Source organism: Bradyrhizobium sp. USDA 4506 (assembly GCF_054058795.1).
The window spans coordinates 1,539,816-1,557,690 of record NZ_JBSSBM010000002.1 but is presented as its reverse complement, the minus strand read 5'-3'; the positions used below and the strand labels follow the sequence as shown (position 1 = coordinate 1,557,690).

Genomic DNA, 17,875 nt, shown 5'->3' with positions numbered 1-17,875 from the left:
TCGACATGGGATTCAAGCTGACCGTAAACGGCGATCATCTTTCTTCCGCGGCCGATCCCGCCACTCCGCTGATCGACATTCTGCGTGAGGAGATGCATCTGACCGGCGCGAAACCGGTCTGTCGCGAAGGCTTTTGCGGTGCCTGCATGGTGCTGGTCGACGGCGAGCCGACGCCATCGTGCCTGCTGCCCGCCGCGCTGGCCGATGGCCGCGAGATCCGCACCGTCGAAGGCCTTGCGCCTCACGGCGAACTGAACCGCGTCCAGGCGGCCCTCGAGGCCGGTGATGCCGTCCAATGCGGCATGTGCTTTCCCGGCATGGTGGTGAGCCTGACGCATCTCTTGACGACCCGGCCCGACGCCACCCGTGACGATATCCGGGCGGCACTGACCGGGAACATCTGTCGCTGCACGGGATACGAACGCATCGTCGAGGCGACGCTGCTCGCCTTGGTCACGGCATAATCGGGAGGCGCAAGCATGTCCGACGTTTCCGCGACGATGGATCTGCGCCGGCGGGACGCCGCCGACAAGCTGCGTGGCCGCACGCGCTACACCATCGATCGATATCTGCCGGGCATGCTGCACGCCGCGGTGCTGCGCGCCGGCGTGCCCTCGGGGCGGATCATTCGTCTCGACACGTCGAGGGCTGCCCGCATGCCGGGGGTACGTGCGATCGTGACGGCAGAAGACGCGCCCGGCATGATCGGAATCGGCATCGCCGATCACCCGCTGTTCGCCCGCGATGTCATTCGCTACGACGGCGAACCGCTTGCCGCGGTCGCAGCTGTCACGTTGGCGCAGGCGCAGGCTGCGCTTGCGGCGATCGACGTGGAGATCGAGCAACTCCCCGCGGTGCTGACCATGGCGCAGGCGCTGGCACCAGATGCGCGGCTGGTTCATCCGGACTGGCGCGGCTATGAGGTCCTGGTCGAAGGCGGCGCGCGTGCGGGCAATGTCGCCTGGGAGGCGACCGTCGTTCGCGGCGACGTCGACGCCGCCTTTGCGCGGCCTGACGTCGAGATCGTCGAAAGTTTCTATCGCGTCGGCCGGCAGAACCACGTGGCCTTCGAGCCGCGTGCGGTCGTCGCAAGCTACGAGGACGTCCGCTTCCATATCGAGACGTCGACGCAGGTTCCCTGGAGCGTCCGCAATGCAACCGCGCGCGCGTTGGGCGTGCCGGCATCGCAAGTGCGCGTCACTGTGCCGCCGGTCGGCGGCGGCTTCGGTCTCAAATTCGATCTGGCGGTTGAGCCCTTCGCCGCCCTCCTCGCCCGCGCCAGCGGCCGGCCGGTTCGCCTCGTCAATTCCCGCGAGGACGAGATGCTGACCTGCCTGTTCCGCGAGAACGCCGATATTCGCATCCGCTCGGCGGTGACGCGCGACGGAGAAATCGTGGGCCGCGAGGCGGTCGTGCTGATGGACTGCGGCGCCTATGGCGGCGAACAGATCTTCCTGACCACCATGACCGCACACACGCTCGGCGGAAACTACAGGCTCGGCAGCGTGCGCATGGTCTCACGCGCGGTCTACACCAACACGGCGCCGAACGGTGCGTTCCGCTGCTGCAACGGCGTCTACAACACCTTCGCGCTCGAGCGGCACACCGACGAGATCGCAGCGCGGATCGGAATGAATCCGCTTGCTTTCCGGCGCCGCAACGTGCTCGGCGACAAGGATCTCGGCGCCACCGGCCAGGTATTCGAAGGCGATGTGCTCGGCCCGATGCTCGACCGGATGGATACGTTGCGCGACGCGGCAGCGCCGCTGCCGGCGCGCACCGACGGCAAGCTCCTTGGACGCGCGACCACCGTCGGCACCTGGTTCGTCTTCGTCGGCCCATCGGCCGCGACGGTGAACATGAATGCCGACGGCACGGCGACCCTGGTCACGTCGGGTGTCGAGATCGGATCCGGCTCGATGATGCAGAGCCTGCCGCAGATCGTTGCCAGCACGCTCGGCATCGCGCCCGAGCAAGTGATCGTCCGCGCCGCCGATACCGATGCGGCCGGTTATGATGTCGGCGTCGGTGGCGGCCGCACCACCGTCTCGCTCGGCGCCGCCAGCCTGTCGGCGGCACAGGAGGTCCGCACGAAGCTTTTGAGGATCGCCTCCGAGATGATCGAAGCCGCGCCCGGCGATCTCGTCATGCGCGATGGTCGGATCGAGATCGCGGGCGCGCCGGGCTCCGGCCGCACCGTCGCGGAGGTCGCGACCCGCGCTCAAGCGCTGGGCGGACCGGTCGCCGGCACCGGCGCCTTCACCGGCGCCGGCGTGCCGGCGATGCCCGGTTGCGTTGCCGGTCATTTCATCGACGCGATCGACATCCCCGTCTTCGCCGTCCACGACTGCGAGGTCGCCGTCGATCCGGAGACCGGGCATGTCGAGGTGCGAAGCTATCGCGTGGTCCAGGACGTCGGCCGTGCGCTGAATCCACGCGCAATCCACGGCCAGATCCAGGGCGGCGTCGTGCAGGGCCTGGGCTATGCCCTGCACGAGGAGGTGACGATCGGCAGCAATGGCCGTGTCGGTCAAAGCGGCTTCGAGACTTACCGCGTACCGCTTGCGCTCGACGTCGTACCGGTGGAGATCAGCCTCTATGAGGGCGCGCCGTCGGTGGGGCCGCTCGGCACCAAGGGCGCCGGCGAGGTGCCGATCCTCAATGTCGGCGCCACCGTCGCCTGCGCCGTTGCCAACGCGACAGGAAAGCGGGTGCAGGAATTACCCCTAACGCCGCCGCGCGTGCTCGAGCTTCTGCTCGAGCGCAAGCCGGGTCTGGCACTGTCTCACATTGCCGAGGTGTGGGCGGACAACCTTGTTCGTCCTCACCAGTGGCCCTAGGGACATCAGAGAATGCCCAGCAAACAATCCGAACGCTGAGCGACCGACTTGGGCGCCAGGCGCCTGATCCGTGGCAGGTAGGCGCTACCGTCCCCGCACCGACCAGGCCCACGATATTTTCGTCCATTCCCCTCCGCGGCGCTCAGGCAGCCGCGACCTCGTGGCCCGCCATGACCTCCAGCGCTCTCAGAATGCCGGAATGGTCCCAGCTTTTGCCGCCGAGGGCGGTACAGGCGTTGAACAGCTGCTGGGCTGCGGCAGTGCCTGGCAGCGACAAGCCGAGCGCGCGCGCCCCTTCCAGCGCGAGGTTGAGGTCCTTCTGATGCAGCTCAATGCGGAAGCCCGGATCAAAATTGCGCTTCAGCATGCGATCGCCGTGCACTTCGAGGATCCGGGACGACGCGAAGCCGCCCATCAACGCCTGGCGCACCAATGCGGGGTCGGCCCCGGCCTTGGAGGCGAACAGCAACGCCTCGCTCACCGCCTCGATGGTCAGCGCCACGATGATCTGGTTCGCAACCTTGGTGGTCTGGCCGTCGCCGTTGCCGCCGACATGCGTGACATTCTTCCCCATCGTTTCAAACAGGGGCTTCATCGCATTGAACGCCCGCTCCCGCCCGCCGACCATGATGGTCAGGCTGGCCGCCTTTGCACCAACTTCGCCGCCGGAGACCGGCGCGTCGAGATAATCGGCCCCGAGCGCATCGATCCAGCGTGCAAACTCCTTCGTCGCCAGCGGAGAGATCGAGCTCATATCCGTCACGATCATGCCTTTGGAGATGCCCTCCGCGACGCCGCCTTGACCGAACAGCACAGCTTCGACATGCGGAGTGTCCGGTACCATGATGATCACGGCGTCCGCCTCCTGCGCCACCTGCTTGGCGGACTCGCAAGCGATACCGCCGGCCGCGATCAACTCAGGCGCAACAGGTACGACGTCGTGCAGGAACAGGCGATAGCCGGCAGCCAGGAGGTGGCCGGCCATCGGACGTCCCATGGTGCCAAGTCCGATGAATCCGATGTCTTTCATTGTCGTTGCTCCCTGTCAGCCGGATGAAGGCGTTTTTCCGGCGAGCGACTCTCGGCTCGCGTGAAGAAACCGCGTTAAATAAAATTCCAGAGCTCCGTCCCGATTCAATCGCAACGGAACAGGCTCTAGGTCACGAAAGTCTGTGCGGCGTGCCAGCCCAGGCTCTCGAGCGTGGTCGTCCGCGGCTTGTATTCGCACCCGATCCAGCCCCGATACCCGATGCTGTCGAGATGCTTGAACAGATAGGAGTAGTTGATTTCGCCGGTTCCCGGTTCATAACGGCCCGGATTGTCGGCGAGCTGGACATGCGCGATCCGGCCGAGATGCTTCTGCAGGGTCCGCGCGATATCACCTTCCATGATCTGCATGTGATAGATGTCGTACTGGATGAACAGATTGGATGAGCCAACCTCGGAAATGAGCTGCACCGCCTGTTCCGTACGGCTCAGGAAGAAGCCGGGAATATCGAGCGTGTTGATCGGTTCGACCAGGAGCTTGATGCCATGCTGGGCGAGCGCGCCTGCGGCGAAGCGCAGGTTGGACACGAGGACTTCCTGCAGGTCTGCCCTATCCGTATCGGCTGGAGCGATGCCGACCAGGCAGTTCAGCTGCCGGCAATCCAGCGCCTTTGCGTAGTCGATCGCGCGCACCACGCCGTCGCGAAATTCGTCGACCCGATTGCGCAGGATCGCAATGCCACGCTCACCGGCGGCCCAGTTGCCGGCTGGAAGATTGTGCAGCACCTGGGTCAGCCCACAGCGCGCCAATTCCTCCCGCAACGCGCCCTTTTCGAAGTCATAAGGAAAAAGATACTCGACTGCGTTGAAGCCGGCCGCCTTGGCGGCCGCGAACCGATCGAGGAACGGCAGCTCGTTGAAGAGCATGGTGAGATTGGCGGCAAATTGAGGCACGGGTCGTATCTCCGCTTGAAGCGCTGAAAGATGTGGTCAGGCCGGCAACAGCGTGCCGGATCGTGACGCACTCGGCACGTCATCGAGCGGAAGATCGAGCACCTCCTCGAACTCGACGATGTTGTCGATCTCCGTTCCCATGGCGATATTGGTGACTCGCTCGAGAATGAACTCAACCACCACGGGCACGCGATGCTTCGTCATCAGCTCGCGTGCGGTCGCGAACGCCGCCTGCGCGTCATTCGGATCGGTGACCCGGATCGCCTTGCAGCCCAACCCCTCCGCGACGGTCACGTGGTCGACGCCGTAAACGCCGATCTCGGGCGCGTTGATGTTCTCGAACGAAAGCTGGACGTGATAGTCCATGTCGAAGCCGCGCTGCGCCTGCCGGATCAGGCCGAGATATGAATTGTTCACGACGACGTGGATGTAGGGCAGATTGAACTGCGCCCCGACCGCGAGCTCCTCGATCAGGAACTGGAAGTCGTAGTCACCCGACAGCGCGACGATGTCGCGGTCGGGATCGGCGGCACGCACACCAAGCGCGGCCGGCAGTGTCCAGCCGAGAGGACCGGCCTGCCCGGCGTTGATCCAGTTGCGCGCATTGTAGACGTTGAGGAACTGGGCCCCAGCGATCTGCGACAATCCGATCACGGTCACGTAGCAGGTGTCGCGGCCAAAGGCCTTGTTCATTTCCTCGTAGACGCGCTGGGGCTTGATCGGGATGTTTTCGAAGTGGCTCTTGCGCAGCATCGAACGCTTGCGGTCGCGACAGGCGGCGGGCCAGGCCTGCCGATCGCGCAGCCTCCCGGACTTCCGCCACTCCCTGGCGACGCTCACGAACATTTCCAGCGCGGCCTTGGCGTCGGAGACGATACCGAGGTCCGGATTGAAGACCCGTCCGATCTGCGTCGGCTCGATGTCGACATGCACGAATTTGCGGCCCTTCGTGTAGGTCTCGATCGAGCCGGTATGCCGGTTGGCCCAGCGATTTCCGATGCCAAGCACGAAATCGGATTCGAGCATCGTGGCGTTGGCGTAGCGATGGCTGGTCTGCAAGCCGACCATGCCTGCCATCAGCGCATGATCGTCAGGAATAGCGCCCCATGCCATCAGCGTCGGAACGACCGGAACGTTGACCGCTTCGGCGAAGGCGACCAGCAGCTCGGACGCATCGGCGTTGATCACGCCGCCGCCGGCCACGATCAGCGGCCGCTCCGCGGCGTTCAGCATCTCGAGCGCCTTCTCGATCTGCTTGCGCGTCGCCGTCGGCTTGTAGACCGGCAGCGGTGAATAGGTCTCGTCGTCGAACTCGATCTCGGCCAATTGCACATCGAGCGGAAGATCGATCAGCACCGGTCCCGGCCGCCCCGACCGCATGACATGGAAAGCCTGGCTGAACACGCGCGGCACCAGCGCCGGCTCGCGCACGGTGACGGCCCATTTCGTCACCGGCTTTGCGATCGACTCGATGTCGACGGCCTGGAAATCCTCCTTGTAGAGCCGCGCCCGCGGCGCCTGACCGGTGATGCAGAGGATCGGAATGGAATCCGCGATCGCCGAATAGAGGCCGGTGATCATGTCGGTGCCGGCCGGACCCGATGTGCCGATGCAAACGCCGATATTGCCCGCCTTCGCCCTGGTATAGCCTTCCGCCATATGCGAGGCGCCTTCGACGTGCCGTGCCAGGATATGACTGATCGATCCGTTGCGCTTCAGCGCGGAGTAAAGCGGATTGATCGCCGCGCCGGGAACGCCGAATGCGCACGTGATCCCTTCGCGTTGGAGAATGCGCACTGCTGCATCGACTGCTCGCATTTTCATGTGATGATCCCGCTTCGCTATGAGTTGGTCTGAGCAGGATCATCAGGCCCGCGAGCATCGATCTCAACGCAATCGATTGGAATTTCCGCGCTGTGGCAACGCTCGCGATTTCTTGCGCGTCTTCAAACGATTAGCGTCAGTGTAGAAATGGAAATTGTTGCGGACGGAATTGCAGCCCGCCCTACGCCTGCGTTTGCTGCGTGCGGTTCCCGCGAAGTTCGGCCGTGAGTTCGGCTGCGATCCGGTGCACGATCGTACCGATCTCGGGCAAGCGTTCGTTCGTCAGCCTGTCCGCCATGCCGGATACCGAGATCGCGGCATATGGCTCGTTGCAATCGTTGAAGACGACCGCGGCCACGCAGCGCAGCCCGAGGCGCGCCTCTTCATCATCCACCGCATAACCCTGACGCCGCACGCTCTCCAATTCCTTGAACAACTCGCCGGGCCGCACGATCGATTTTTCCGTCAGCCGCGGCATGCCCTGACGGCGAATGATCGCATTCACGTCGGCATCGGAATAGGTAGCCAGCACCGCCTTGCCCACTCCCGAGGCGATCATTGCGACGCGCCCGCCCACCTTGGTCAGCGAGCGCATGATCTCGCGGCTTTCGATGCGGGACACGACGATGATGGATTCGTCATCGACCACCGCAAGGTTGGCCGTTTCCCTGGTCTGGTCGCGCAGCTTGCGCAGATAAGGCAGCGCCTGCGCGGCAAAATTCCGCCGGCGCACGAAGGTAGAGCCGACCACGAAGCTTTGCGCGCCGATGTGCCACTTGGACTCCTCGCGGTCGAACTGCACGAACCTGCGGTTCTCGAGCGTGGTCAGCAGACGATGAACGGTCGAGGGCGACAGGCCGGTACGGATCGCCAGATCGGTCAGCCGATAGCCTTCATCATCCTCTGCAAGTGTCTCCAGGATTTGCATGGCGCGATCAACGGACTGAACACCGCCGTCGCGCGCGTCCGGCTCCGGCTGCGCGCGAAGATCGGGGTCGGACGGCTTGCGCCGGATCGGCTCTCTTTTCATCACGACTTGCCCCTAACCGGTTGCAGTTCAGAACGAAATTGCTCGTCGAGAACGAGTGCCACAATTGGCATATGGCATACCAAAAGACCCTGGAGTCAAGGCGACAATATTCGCGAATAGGTCAGTATTTTTGCCATTCTTCTTACCAAATGGCTCGATTCTTTTGTTTGACTTCTGGGATAATGTATACCACGATCATTTCACGACGATCCAAACAAACAACCGGGAGGACGATGCCATGTACGTCGGGGACATCCTTCGCGCCAACAATGCGCACGTGGTGACGATCGGCTCGAACGAAACCGTAAGCATTGCGGCGAACCTGATGTACGCGAGCAATGTCGGCGCCCTCGTGGTCAGGAACGCCTCGCGCAGCAAGGACGCCGCCGTGATCGGAATGTTCAGCGAGCGCGACGTCGTCGCTGTGATCGCCGAGCGCGGCACCAATGGACTTGCCATGAAAGTCGCGCAGTTCATCTCGCCGCGGCCGCTGCTATCCTGCAATTCGCAAGATGCGCTCACGGATGTCGAGCGCCTCATGGCCCGTCATGGGATCCGCCATGTCCCCGTCATCGACAACGGCCGGCTCGTCAGCGTCGTGAGCATGCGGGACATCACCCTTGCTTACGAGGAAGCCGCCTGCGCGGCCTGACGGACTTTCCCAAGGCCATTGCCACGCTACTCGGTTCGAGCCGCTGCGGCTCCTGCTGTGTCCCCACTCTGCTTGCGAGGATCGAATGAGAATCTGCATCTACGGCGCCGGCGCGATCGGCGGCTATCTCGGTGTCGAATTTGTGCGCGCTGGTGCCGACGTCAGCCTGGTCGCGCGGGGTGCGCATCTCGCCGCAATGCGGCAGAACGGCCTGAAGCTCCTGATCGGCGACGAGGAGCGCGTCGTGCATCCTCGCTGCACCGATAACCCCGCCGAACTCGGCGAGCAGGATTACGTCATCATTTGCCTCAAGGCGCATTCGATCACTGGCGTCATCGAGCCGATGCGGGCGCTGCTGGGCGATCGGACCCGCATCGTCACCGCCGTCAACGGCATTCCCTATTGGTATTTCCACAAGCACGGTGGTCGGCACGAAGGATCGACGCTCGAGAGCATCGATCCTGGCGGTCAGCAGTGGAACGAGCTCGGCCCCGAGCGCGCCATCGGCTGCGTGGTGTACCCCGCCACCGAAATCGAGGCGCCCGGCGTGATCCGCCATGTCTACGGCAACAACTTTCCGCTGGGCGAGCCCTCCGGCGAGATCACATCCGACGTCCAGAAACTTTCCGAGCTGTTCGTGGCCGCGGGCATGAAAGCTCCGGTCCTCGACCGTATCCGTGACGAGATCTGGCTCAAGCTGTGGGGCAACGTCTGTTTCAACCCGATCAGCGCCCTCACCCACGCGACGCTCGACGTGATCTGCAGCAATCCGGGCACGCGCGCGCTGTCCCGGGCGATCATGCTGGAGGCCCAGGCGATCGCGGAAAGCCTCGGCGTCAAGTTTCGGGTCGATGTCGAACGCCGCATCGAAGGTGCGCGCAAGGTCGGCGCGCACAAGACCTCGATGCTGCAGGATCTCGAGCGCGGACGTCCGGTCGAGATCGATCCGTTGATCACCGTGGTGCAGGAGATGGGCCGGATGACAGGAATCGCGACGCCCGCCCTCGATGCGGTGCTGGCCCTGGTCGCGCAGCGCACCAGGCTGGCCGGCCTCTATGACGGGGCGGCCGGCGCCGCAGCAGCAGAAACGCTGGCGGTGGCGTGATCCCGATGAGCAATGTTACGCGCTGGGTCCGCTTCCGCCACCATGCCGAAATCGGCTTCGGGCAACTCATTCCATCCGGCATCTCCGTGCACGAAGGGGACATGTTCGGCGACATGCGACCGACTGGACAAACGCTGGCGCTGGACAACGTCGAGCTGCTCGCCCCGACGCAACCGAGCAAGGTCATCGCGCTCTGGAACAATTTTCACGCGCTTGCGGAGAAGCTGAAATCACCTGAGCCTGCCGAACCGCTGTACCTGTTGAAGGCGCCGACCAGCGTCACCGCGCCTGGTGCCGTCATCAGGCGTCCCTTGGGCTATGATGGCAAGACGACCTACGAAGGTGAACTCGGCATCGTCATCGGCAAGAGCTGCACGGCGGTCGCGCCCGAGCAGGCCGACGCCTTCATCTTCGGCTACACCTGCACCAACGACGTCACCGCCGCGGACATCCTCAATCGCGACCCGACCTTCCCGCAATGGGCGCGGGCCAAGGGCTTCGATGGATACGGCCCGTTCGGCCCCGTGATTGCGTCAGGCCTCGACCCCGCACGCCTCGTGGTGCGCACCATTCTGAACGGCGTCGAGCGCCAGAACTACCCGATCGCGGACATGATCTTCAGCGCACAGACGCTGGTCAGCAAGATCTCGCACGACATGACGCTGTTGCCGGGCGACCTGATCTGCTGCGGGACATCGATTGGCGTCGGGGTGATGAAGGAGCCCGTCAACACGGTCACCGTCGCGATCGACGGAATCGGCGAGTTGACCAACGAATTCCGTCAGTAGGCTGCGGCGGGACGACAACCCGACGCAGCCGGCCCAAACGACGATTATCTGCCTTAGGAGCGTACATGATCTCCACGAACCCGGCATCATCGCCCGGCGGCTTCCGCTGGCTGCAACTGGCGATCGGCATCGTCTGCATGGCGATGATCGCCAACCTGCAATATGGCTGGACGCTGTTCGTTGATCCGATCGACGCGAAGTTTCACTGGGGCCGTCCGGCCATCCAGCTCGCCTTCACGATTTTCGTGATGACGGAGACTTGGCTTGTGCCGGTGGAGGCCTGGTTCGTGGACAAATACGGCCCCCGCATCGTCATCATGTTCGGCGGGCTGATGATCGGGTTGGCCTGGATCATGAACTCATACGCCTCCTCTCTCGTCACGCTTTATGCGGCAGCTGTCGTCGCGGGCATCGGTGCCGGCGCCGTCTACGGCACTTGCGTCGGCAATGCCCTGAAATGGTTTCCGGACCGGCGCGGCCTGGCCGCAGGAGCAACCGCCGCCGGGTTTGGCGCCGGTGCGGCCCTCACCGTCGTACCGATTGCCAACATGATTGCCGCCAGCGGCTACCAGAGCACCTTCCTGACCTTCGGGATCGGACAAGGCCTCATCGTCATCCTGCTGGCCTGGTTCGTCCGGCCACCGCATGGCGTCGAAGCACCCAGGAAAAAGCGTCTCAATCTGCCGCAGAGTGCGATCGACTACACTCCGCCCCAGGTGTTGCGCACCCCGGTCTTCTGGGTCATGTACGTGGTGTTCGTCATGGTGGCTTCCGGCGGCTTGATGACCGCCGCGCAAATCGGGCCGATCGCCCATGACTTCAAGATCGCGGACGCGCCGGTCACTCTGGCGGGCTTCCAGATGGCGGCACTGACGTTTGCCATCTCGCTCGATCGCGTCTTCGACGGTTTCGGCCGTCCGCTCTTTGGCTGGGTCTCCGACAATATCGGGCGCGAGCACACGATGTTCATCGCGTTCGCGACAGCGGCGCTGATGTTGCTGACGCTGTCCACCTACGGTCACATTCCGGTTGTCTTCGTGCTGGCCACGGCGATCTATTTCGGCGTCTTCGGCGAAATCTACAGCCTGTTTCCCGCGACGTCGGGCGACACGTTCGGCGCCAAATATGCAACCACCAACAACGGCATGCTCTACACGGCGAAGGGCACGGCGGCGCTGCTCGTGCCGCTCGCGAGCATCATCTCTTCCCAGCTCGGCTGGCAGGCCGTGTTCATCGTCGCGGTTGCACTCAATGCGACCGCTGCCCTCACCGCGTTGTTCCTGATCAAGCCGATGCGGCGCGCGTTCATTCTCGGCAGTGAAGCGACGGCAAGTGCCGCAATCGCTCGCGCAAAGGTCTTTCCCGGTGAAGGCGGTCGACTTGAGGCACCCATGTCTTACGACCGTCTCGAGAAGGCGCCATAACAAGAGACCTATCGGCCGGAGCGCAAGCGATTGAACGACAGATGGACGGATGTGCGGGCTCGGACCGCCCTGCGGCGAATCTTCGACGCCGCCATCGCCAGCGCCGATCCGAGGATCACGATTGCCGACGCCCTGCCGGCAAAGCCGAGGGGCAGATGCATCGTCGTCGGCGCGGGTAAGGCGTCGGCGGCAATGGCTGCGGGCCTCGACGCGGCATGGCCTGACGTCGCGCTTTCCGGCGTCGTCGTCACGCGCCACGGCCATTCGGTTCCAGCCGGCCGTATCGAAGTGCTCGAAGCGTCTCACCCCGTGCCGGATGACACGAGCAAGGCCGCGGCCCTTCGCATGCTGCACGCCGTCGAGGGGCTTTCAGCAGACGATCTCGTCATCGCCCTGATGTCCGGCGGTGGCTCGGCGCTGATGACCCTGCCAGCATCTCCGATGACTCTCGCCGACAAGCAGGCGGTCAACCGGGCACTCCTTGCAAGCGGCGCGACGATTGCCGAGATGAACGTCGTCCGCAAACATCTGTCCGCGATCAAGGGCGGTCGGCTGGCGCTGGCCGCCCGTCCCGCCCGCGTCACGACCCTTGTGATCTCAGACATTCCCGGCGACGATCCCGCGGCGATTGCCTCCGGTCCCTCGCTGCCGGACAGCAGCACAAAAGCCGCTGCGCTGGAGATCGTTGGCCGGTTTGCCATCGACCTGCCGGAAGCGGCGCGGCTTGTGCTTGAACAAGCTGACGAGACACCCAAGCCCGGCGAGATCGATGCCGACGTCCGCATCCTTGCCGCTCCATTTCATGCGCTTGACGCTGCGGCCAACGCCGCCCGGGACGAAGGCCTGACGCCGATCATCCTTGGAGACGCGATCGAGGGCGAGGCACGGGAACTCGGAACCGTGATGGCCGGCATCGCCCGGTCGGTCGCGGGGCATGCACAGCCGGGCCCTGCCCCCGCGGTGCTGCTGTCCGGAGGCGAGACGACGGTGACGATCGGGCGCGGTCCGGCGGGACGCGGCGGCCGCAACACCGAATTCCTGCTGGGGCTTGCCGTCGCCCTGTCCGGCGCATCCGATATCTGGGCCGTTGCGGGCGACAGCGATGGAATTGATGGAACGGAAGATGCGGCTGGCGCTTTGATCGGTCCGGATACGCTGCGGCGCGCCGCCGCGAATCTGCTTGACGCGCGGGCGCATCTGGCTGCCCATGACAGCTACACGTTCTTCGACCGCCTTGGAGACCTCGTGCGCACCGGGCCGACGCTTACGAACGTCAATGATATCCGTGCCGTGCTGATCGCAGCCGGCCAACCACCGACGAGGTGATCCATGCGTCGTCATCGACGAGCCAAGATCGTTGCAACCGTTGGTCCAGCAAGCAGTTCCCCCGAGATGCTCGAGGCGCTGCTGCTGGCTGGCGTCGATACGTTCCGCCTGAACTTCAGTCACGGAACGCAGAGCGATCACGCACGCATTCACGCAGCGATCCGAAAGCTGGAACAGGAGGTCGGCCGGCCGATCGGCATCCTGATGGACCTCCAGGGCCCGAAGATCCGCGTCGGCACCTTGCGCGATGGAAAGATCACCGCGGTGGCCGGAGAGACCATTCGGTTCGTCTTGTCCGGATCGGAAGGCGACCGAACCGCAATTCCCCTCCCGCATCGGGAGATCTTTGCCGCCGTTGCCCCCGGCCATGACCTTCTGATCGACGACGGCAGGGTCCGCGTTCGCGTTACCGGGCTCGGTGACGATTTCATCGAAGCCAAGGTGATCGTCGGTGGCACGATCTCGAATCACAAGGGCGTCAATCTGCCGGGGACGGTCCTCGATCTTTCACCGCTGACCGCGAAGGATCGCCTCGATCTGGAGTTCGGCCTGAAACTTGGCGTGGATTGGGTTGCCCTGTCGTTCGTGCAGAAGCCCTCGGATATCATCGAAGCGAGAGGCCTCGTTGGGGACCGCGCCGGTCTGATGGCCAAGATCGAGAAGCCGGCAGCGCTCGAACGGATCGACGATATCATCCAGTTGTGCGACGCCATCATGGTTGCGCGGGGAGATCTCGGCGTCGAAATCCCGCATGAGGACGTGCCGGGGCGCCAGAAGGAGTTGGTGCGGGCCTGCCGTCTCGCGGTGAAGCCCGTGATCGTCGCCACGCAAATGCTGGACTCGATGGTCGCCGCCCCGACGCCGACGCGTGCGGAAGTCTCCGACGTTGCGACCGCCATCTATGACGGCGCAGACGCAGTGATGCTGTCGGCGGAGTCCGCGACAGGCCGATATCCGCGCGAGGCGGTCGAGATGATGGACCGCATCATCCGCAGCACCGAACAACACAAGATGTACCGCTCGATCGTCGAGGCGACCCAGCCCGGCGAAGAGCAGACGCCACCGCATGCCGTGGCCACGGCAGCGGCCGATCTCGCCTCCGTCGTTCACGCCGCGGCCATTGTGGCCTACACCTCGAGCGGTACCACGGCCGCACGCGTCGCGCGCAAGCGGCCGAGCCGCCCCATCCTCGCCATCACCCCAAGCCGCGAAGTGTCCCGCCGCTTGTGCCTGCTTTGGGGCGCTCACAGCGTGCTTTCCGGCGACGTTCAGAGCTATGAGGAGATGGTCGAGCGTGCAACTGCATTCGCGCATGCAGAGCAGTTTGCATCGAGCCGCGATCTGCTGGTCGTTGTCGCCGGCATTCCCTTTGGACAAGCGGGAACAACCAACAATCTACGGGTCGTATCGCTGCCCTGAGAGTACCGTCGGCCCGAGCGATTGCATCATCAGCGCACAGTGCGGCAAGGCGAACGCGACGGTCGCGCGCATCCCGATCGCCTAGGTCAGCATCGAGATGATCGACTGAAGCTGATCGGATGCCGACGTCACGAGCCCGTCGAACGATGTCTGGCCGTGAGCTGCGGCTCGCAGGATGCATTCCGCAACAGCGGCCTTGAGACCGAACACGGATTGATCCGCCGGCACGCTTGCCATGACCGCATCCAACGCATTGCGCATCGTCTGGATCAGTTCGGCGCTGTGCTTCATGGCTGTCCCTCCGCAGGCTCAAAATAGGCCGGCCGTACGGGGTCGCCACTCACAAGCGCGCGATTCCAAATTGCCTTTTCTTAATGCAGTGACGGATACGTGAACCGGCGAGCGTTAAAGGTCTCTCTCGGCAAGCTTGCGAAACGCGTCGGGCACCGAATGAACCGCCTCCAGCGCGACTGAACCATATCCGATCGCCTCCCAGCCAAAGCGATCGCGGATCCTGTCGATCGCACGGTCCGCTGCCCAGCGGGCCATCCCTGTCGGACTTCCAGGCCGAAGCGCTTCGTCCTCCAGTCCGAGTGGAAGCTCCAATGCAAGATCCCAATGCTCCTCGAGATGCGAAACCGAGATCGCCAGCAGCGAGATGATCTTCTCGCCGGGATGGTCGGCAAGAGCAGCGCGCACGAGATTCTCGGCGAGCCGGGCCAGGACGATGGTCGTGCACACCGGCGCATCGAGCGTCATCGAGCGCGTCACCGACTTCAGGTCGGCGAAACGGACGCGCACCGTCACGGTTCGTCCAGGCCGTGATTTCGCCCGAAGCCGCGTGGCGACGCGGTCGGCGAGATGAAGCAGCGTGGGCCGGATGACTTGCTCGATCGCAGGCTTTCGGCCAAGCGCCGATTGTGCCCCCGCCGATCGCGCGCGCCGGTGTGGCTTGAGCTGTCGCGGATCGCGATTCCAAGCCAGCGCGGCGAGTTTCTCGCCCGCTGCCGGACCGAGCAAGTGGGTCAGCGACCGTTCCGACAATTTGGCGAGCTGACCGATCGTCGCAACGCCGATCGCGTCCAACCGGGTCTTGGTCACCGGCCCTACCCCCCACATCAACTCAACCGGCAATTCGTGAAGGAAGCTTAGCTCGGCGGCGGGATCAACGACGACGAGTCCGTCGGGCTTTGCGACCTGCGAGGCGATCTTCGCCAGATGCTTGGTGCGGGCGACGCCGACCGAGATCGGAAGGCCGAGCTCGCTGCGCACGCGCCACCGGATCGACGCGGCTATTTCGGCAGGCGTTCCGAACAGGTGAGTGCAGCCGGCAACATCCGCAAACGCCTCGTCGATCGAAATTCGCTCGACCAGCGGCGTGAAGTCGCCGATCACCTTGATGGCCGCGTCACCCAGCCGCTGGTAATCGCTGAAATGGCCGCCGACGAAAACGAGTTGCGGGCACAGTTGGCGCGCTTCCCGCCCCGACATGCCGCCATGCACCCCGAAGGCCTTGGCCTCATAGGACGCCGCCAGCACAACCCCGCCCCCGACCGCGATCGGCTTGCCGCGCAGCGAGGGCTCGAGCAGTTGCTCGACCGATGCGTAAAATGCATCCAGGTCCGCATGAAGGATGGTGGCTGCGGCTGCCATCTCGACCCCTCATCCCTGACCTGACCGAAGCCGCCGGTGGAAATGGCTGATATCGTGACGCTGATCGACAAGCGCGAAGGGGCACCGAAGAAGCGCGGCCCCTATAAAAAACATCTAACGACCACGAACTGAGGTGGTTTTGCCGCGAAGTCTCGCCAAAGCTCTCCTCGATCGGCGCAGTACAACTGTGCTTTGCGCAAGCACCCTATAGCTGTGTTCAAGCGACTCAAGCACGTATCGATCGGATCGGTCCCTAGTGTCCTGAACCAAAAGTTCATGGCATTTTATGCCTTGGCGGGCAGATTGTAAGCGCAGAAGCGTTCGATTGAGCCGAGAATGTCGTCAGCTGATTTGGTCCATCGGAACGGCATTGGGTCAGCGTTGTGATGGTCGATGAAGGAGGCAATCTCGGCCCGTAGCGCCGCCACACTGCGATAGATGCCGCGCCTAATCTTACGCTCGGTGATGAGTGCAAAGAAGCGTTCGACCTGATTGAGCCAGGATGAACTGGTTGGCGTCAGGTGGACGTGCCAGCGCGGCCTCTTTGCCAGCCAGTTGCGGATCAACGGCGTCTTGTGGGTTGCGTAATTGTCCATGACGAGGTGGACGTCCAGATCGTCTGGAACCGCAGCTTCGATCTCATCGAGAAACTTGCGGAACTCTTTGGCACGATGGCGTCCATAGCATTTGCCAATGACCCGGCCGGTTGCGACGTCGAGGGCGGCAAACAGCGAGGTGACGCCATGGCGTTTGTAGTCGTGACTACGGCGCGCCGGCTGGCCAGGTCGCATGGGCAGCATGGGCTGGCTGCGATCCAGCGCCTGGATTTGCGACTTCTCATCGACACACAGTACGATGGCGCGCTCGGGCGGAGCTACGTAAAGGCCGACGATGTCGCGAACCTTGGCGACAAAGTCGGGGTCGGTTGAGAGCTTGAAGGTCTCCAACCGATGCGGCTGCAAGCCGAAAGCGCGCCATATACGCTGTACTGTTGAGACTGACAGCCCGCTGGCCCGCGCCATGCTGCGCGAACTCCAGTGGGTGGCCCCGGGAGGCTGGGTCTCAAGGGTGCGAACGATCACCGCCTCGATCCGGGCATCCTCAATCGTGCGTGGCGTCCCCGATCGCGGCTCGTCCCAAAGACCTTCAAGCCGATGCTCGGAGAACCGCCGCCGCCATTTGCCGACCGTGTCGGGATCGACAGCCAAACGGGCCGCCACGACCTTGCTCTGCTCGCCCTCAGCACAGGCCAGGACGATCCGAGCCCGCAGCGCCAACGCCTGAGCAGTGCTTCGACGCGACGCCAACGATGTCAACTCAGCACGTTCCACCTCATCAAGCTCCAGCGGAGCAAAGCGCCGACCCATCGCCAATCCTCCCCAAATCAGGAGAGTCCGCTATCATCGAGTCGATTTGGAGTCCGCCGAACTTTTGATTCAGGACACTAGTATCGAGTTTTGCGCTACGGCAACGCTCAGCCAGTTCTAGGTATTCTTTCAGGACGTTCATGGAACGTGAAGCCAGCACGCGTCGGTTAGTTCCTAACTGACATTAGAACAAAATAGGAACATTCTGAAATCGTGTCAACCCACCAACGTCGTCGCGGCCGCTGGCGCCGCGAACGACGCCAGGTCGTCAACGCGCGTTGCGACCCGCGCGCGCGTACCGCGCCGCGATCTGCCGGCGCTTCGTTCAGCCGGGTTCGCCCCATCGCCCCCGATCTCGGCCCGCGAGAGATCGAAGTGGGAGTTGCTGCGAGGCATCGACGCGAGGCACATCCGTGGATCGTTCGAGAGCATGACGGCGGCTTCTGCGATGCACGACCGCACGCAGCTTGCGCGTATTGCCGCACCAGCTCACTCACCAGCCGGCT

At 63.8% G+C, this 17,875-nt stretch carries 15 protein-coding genes and 1 pseudogene; 9 read left to right on the top strand and 7 right to left on the bottom strand.

The window, feature by feature from the left end; translation table 11 throughout:
- Positions 1 to 5 precede the first annotated feature (5 nt).
- Together ACVIHF_RS09400 and ACVIHF_RS09395 are read left to right on the top strand one after the other, a co-directional pair.
- On the top strand, positions 6 to 464 hold the full coding sequence (locus ACVIHF_RS09400; RefSeq protein WP_456791951.1) for a (2Fe-2S)-binding protein: 459 nt from the start codon (positions 6 to 8) through the stop codon (positions 462 to 464).
- A gap of 15 nt (positions 465 to 479) precedes the next feature.
- Positions 480 to 2,840, top strand: a complete 2,361-nt coding sequence (locus ACVIHF_RS09395; protein WP_456791950.1) for a xanthine dehydrogenase family protein molybdopterin-binding subunit — start codon at positions 480 to 482, stop codon at positions 2,838 to 2,840.
- Between the two features lie 142 nt (positions 2,841 to 2,982).
- Here ACVIHF_RS09395 and ACVIHF_RS09390 read toward each other — a convergent pair whose 3' ends face one another.
- From ACVIHF_RS09390 to ACVIHF_RS09375, 4 genes are all read right to left on the bottom strand, one after another.
- Positions 2,983 to 3,870: a 2-hydroxy-3-oxopropionate reductase gene (locus ACVIHF_RS09390; protein WP_168856845.1), complete on the bottom strand. Its 888-nt coding sequence runs from the start codon at positions 3,868 to 3,870 to the stop codon at positions 2,983 to 2,985.
- 125 nt (positions 3,871 to 3,995) lie between these two features.
- The gene (gene hyi, locus ACVIHF_RS09385) at positions 3,996 to 4,781 is read right to left on the bottom strand and encodes a hydroxypyruvate isomerase (protein WP_057017099.1); all 786 of its coding nucleotides are present in this window, start codon (positions 4,779 to 4,781) and stop codon (positions 3,996 to 3,998) included.
- A gap of 36 nt (positions 4,782 to 4,817) precedes the next feature.
- Positions 4,818 to 6,605 (bottom strand): glyoxylate carboligase, encoded by a 1,788-nt coding sequence (gene gcl / locus ACVIHF_RS09380; protein ID WP_456791949.1) that lies wholly within the window; start codon positions 6,603 to 6,605, stop codon positions 4,818 to 4,820.
- Positions 6,606 to 6,786: 181 nt separating this feature from the next.
- Positions 6,787 to 7,635, bottom strand: a complete 849-nt coding sequence (locus ACVIHF_RS09375; RefSeq protein WP_253609298.1) for an IclR family transcriptional regulator — start codon at positions 7,633 to 7,635, stop codon at positions 6,787 to 6,789.
- Between the two features lie 238 nt (positions 7,636 to 7,873).
- Here ACVIHF_RS09375 and ACVIHF_RS09370 point away from each other — a divergent pair, with 238 nt between their 5' ends.
- The 6 genes from ACVIHF_RS09370 to pyk all read left to right on the top strand — a co-directional run bounded on the left by ACVIHF_RS09370 (position 7,874) and on the right by pyk (position 14,349).
- Positions 7,874 to 8,287: a CBS domain-containing protein gene (locus ACVIHF_RS09370; protein ID WP_253610049.1), complete on the top strand. Its 414-nt coding sequence runs from the start codon at positions 7,874 to 7,876 to the stop codon at positions 8,285 to 8,287.
- Positions 8,288 to 8,372: 85 nt separating this feature from the next.
- Positions 8,373 to 9,392 carry a 2-dehydropantoate 2-reductase gene (locus tag ACVIHF_RS09365; RefSeq protein WP_456791948.1) on the top strand — a complete coding sequence of 340 codons (1,020 nt, stop codon included), beginning with the start codon at positions 8,373 to 8,375 and terminating at the stop codon, positions 9,390 to 9,392.
- A 5-nt stretch (positions 9,393 to 9,397) separates the two neighbouring features.
- Positions 9,398 to 10,180, top strand: coding sequence for a fumarylacetoacetate hydrolase family protein (locus tag ACVIHF_RS09360; RefSeq protein ID WP_253609300.1), 783 nt, complete (start codon positions 9,398 to 9,400; stop codon positions 10,178 to 10,180).
- 65 nt (positions 10,181 to 10,245) lie between these two features.
- A complete protein-coding gene (gene oxlT, locus ACVIHF_RS09355) occupies positions 10,246 to 11,604 on the top strand; it encodes an oxalate/formate MFS antiporter (RefSeq protein ID WP_456791947.1) in 1,359 nt (452 codons plus the stop codon).
- 30 nt (positions 11,605 to 11,634) lie between these two features.
- On the top strand, positions 11,635 to 12,930 hold the full coding sequence (locus ACVIHF_RS09350; RefSeq protein ID WP_253609302.1) for a glycerate kinase type-2 family protein: 1,296 nt from the start codon (positions 11,635 to 11,637) through the stop codon (positions 12,928 to 12,930).
- A gap of 3 nt (positions 12,931 to 12,933) precedes the next feature.
- On the top strand, positions 12,934 to 14,349 hold the full coding sequence (pyk, locus tag ACVIHF_RS09345) for a pyruvate kinase (protein ID WP_253609303.1): 1,416 nt from the start codon (positions 12,934 to 12,936) through the stop codon (positions 14,347 to 14,349).
- An 81-nt stretch (positions 14,350 to 14,430) separates the two neighbouring features.
- On the opposite strand, the gene ACVIHF_RS09340 is transcribed toward pyk, so the two are convergent.
- A complete protein-coding gene (locus ACVIHF_RS09340) occupies positions 14,431 to 14,640 on the bottom strand; it encodes a hypothetical protein (RefSeq protein ID WP_253609304.1) in 210 nt (69 codons plus the stop codon).
- Positions 14,641 to 14,754: 114 nt separating this feature from the next.
- A complete protein-coding gene (gene dinB / locus ACVIHF_RS09335; RefSeq protein ID WP_253609305.1) occupies positions 14,755 to 16,002 on the bottom strand; it encodes a DNA polymerase IV in 1,248 nt (415 codons plus the stop codon).
- Between the two features lie 33 nt (positions 16,003 to 16,035).
- Between dinB and ACVIHF_RS09330 the strand changes: the two are divergent.
- Positions 16,036 to 16,134, top strand: a pseudogene (locus tag ACVIHF_RS09330) (IS1 family transposase); the annotation flags it as partial.
- Between the two features lie 152 nt (positions 16,135 to 16,286).
- Here the strand turns inward: ACVIHF_RS09330 and ACVIHF_RS09325 are convergent.
- Positions 16,287 to 17,369, bottom strand: coding sequence for an IS630 family transposase (locus tag ACVIHF_RS09325; RefSeq protein WP_253604297.1), 1,083 nt, complete (start codon positions 17,367 to 17,369; stop codon positions 16,287 to 16,289).
- Positions 17,370 to 17,875: the final 506 nt, after the last annotated feature.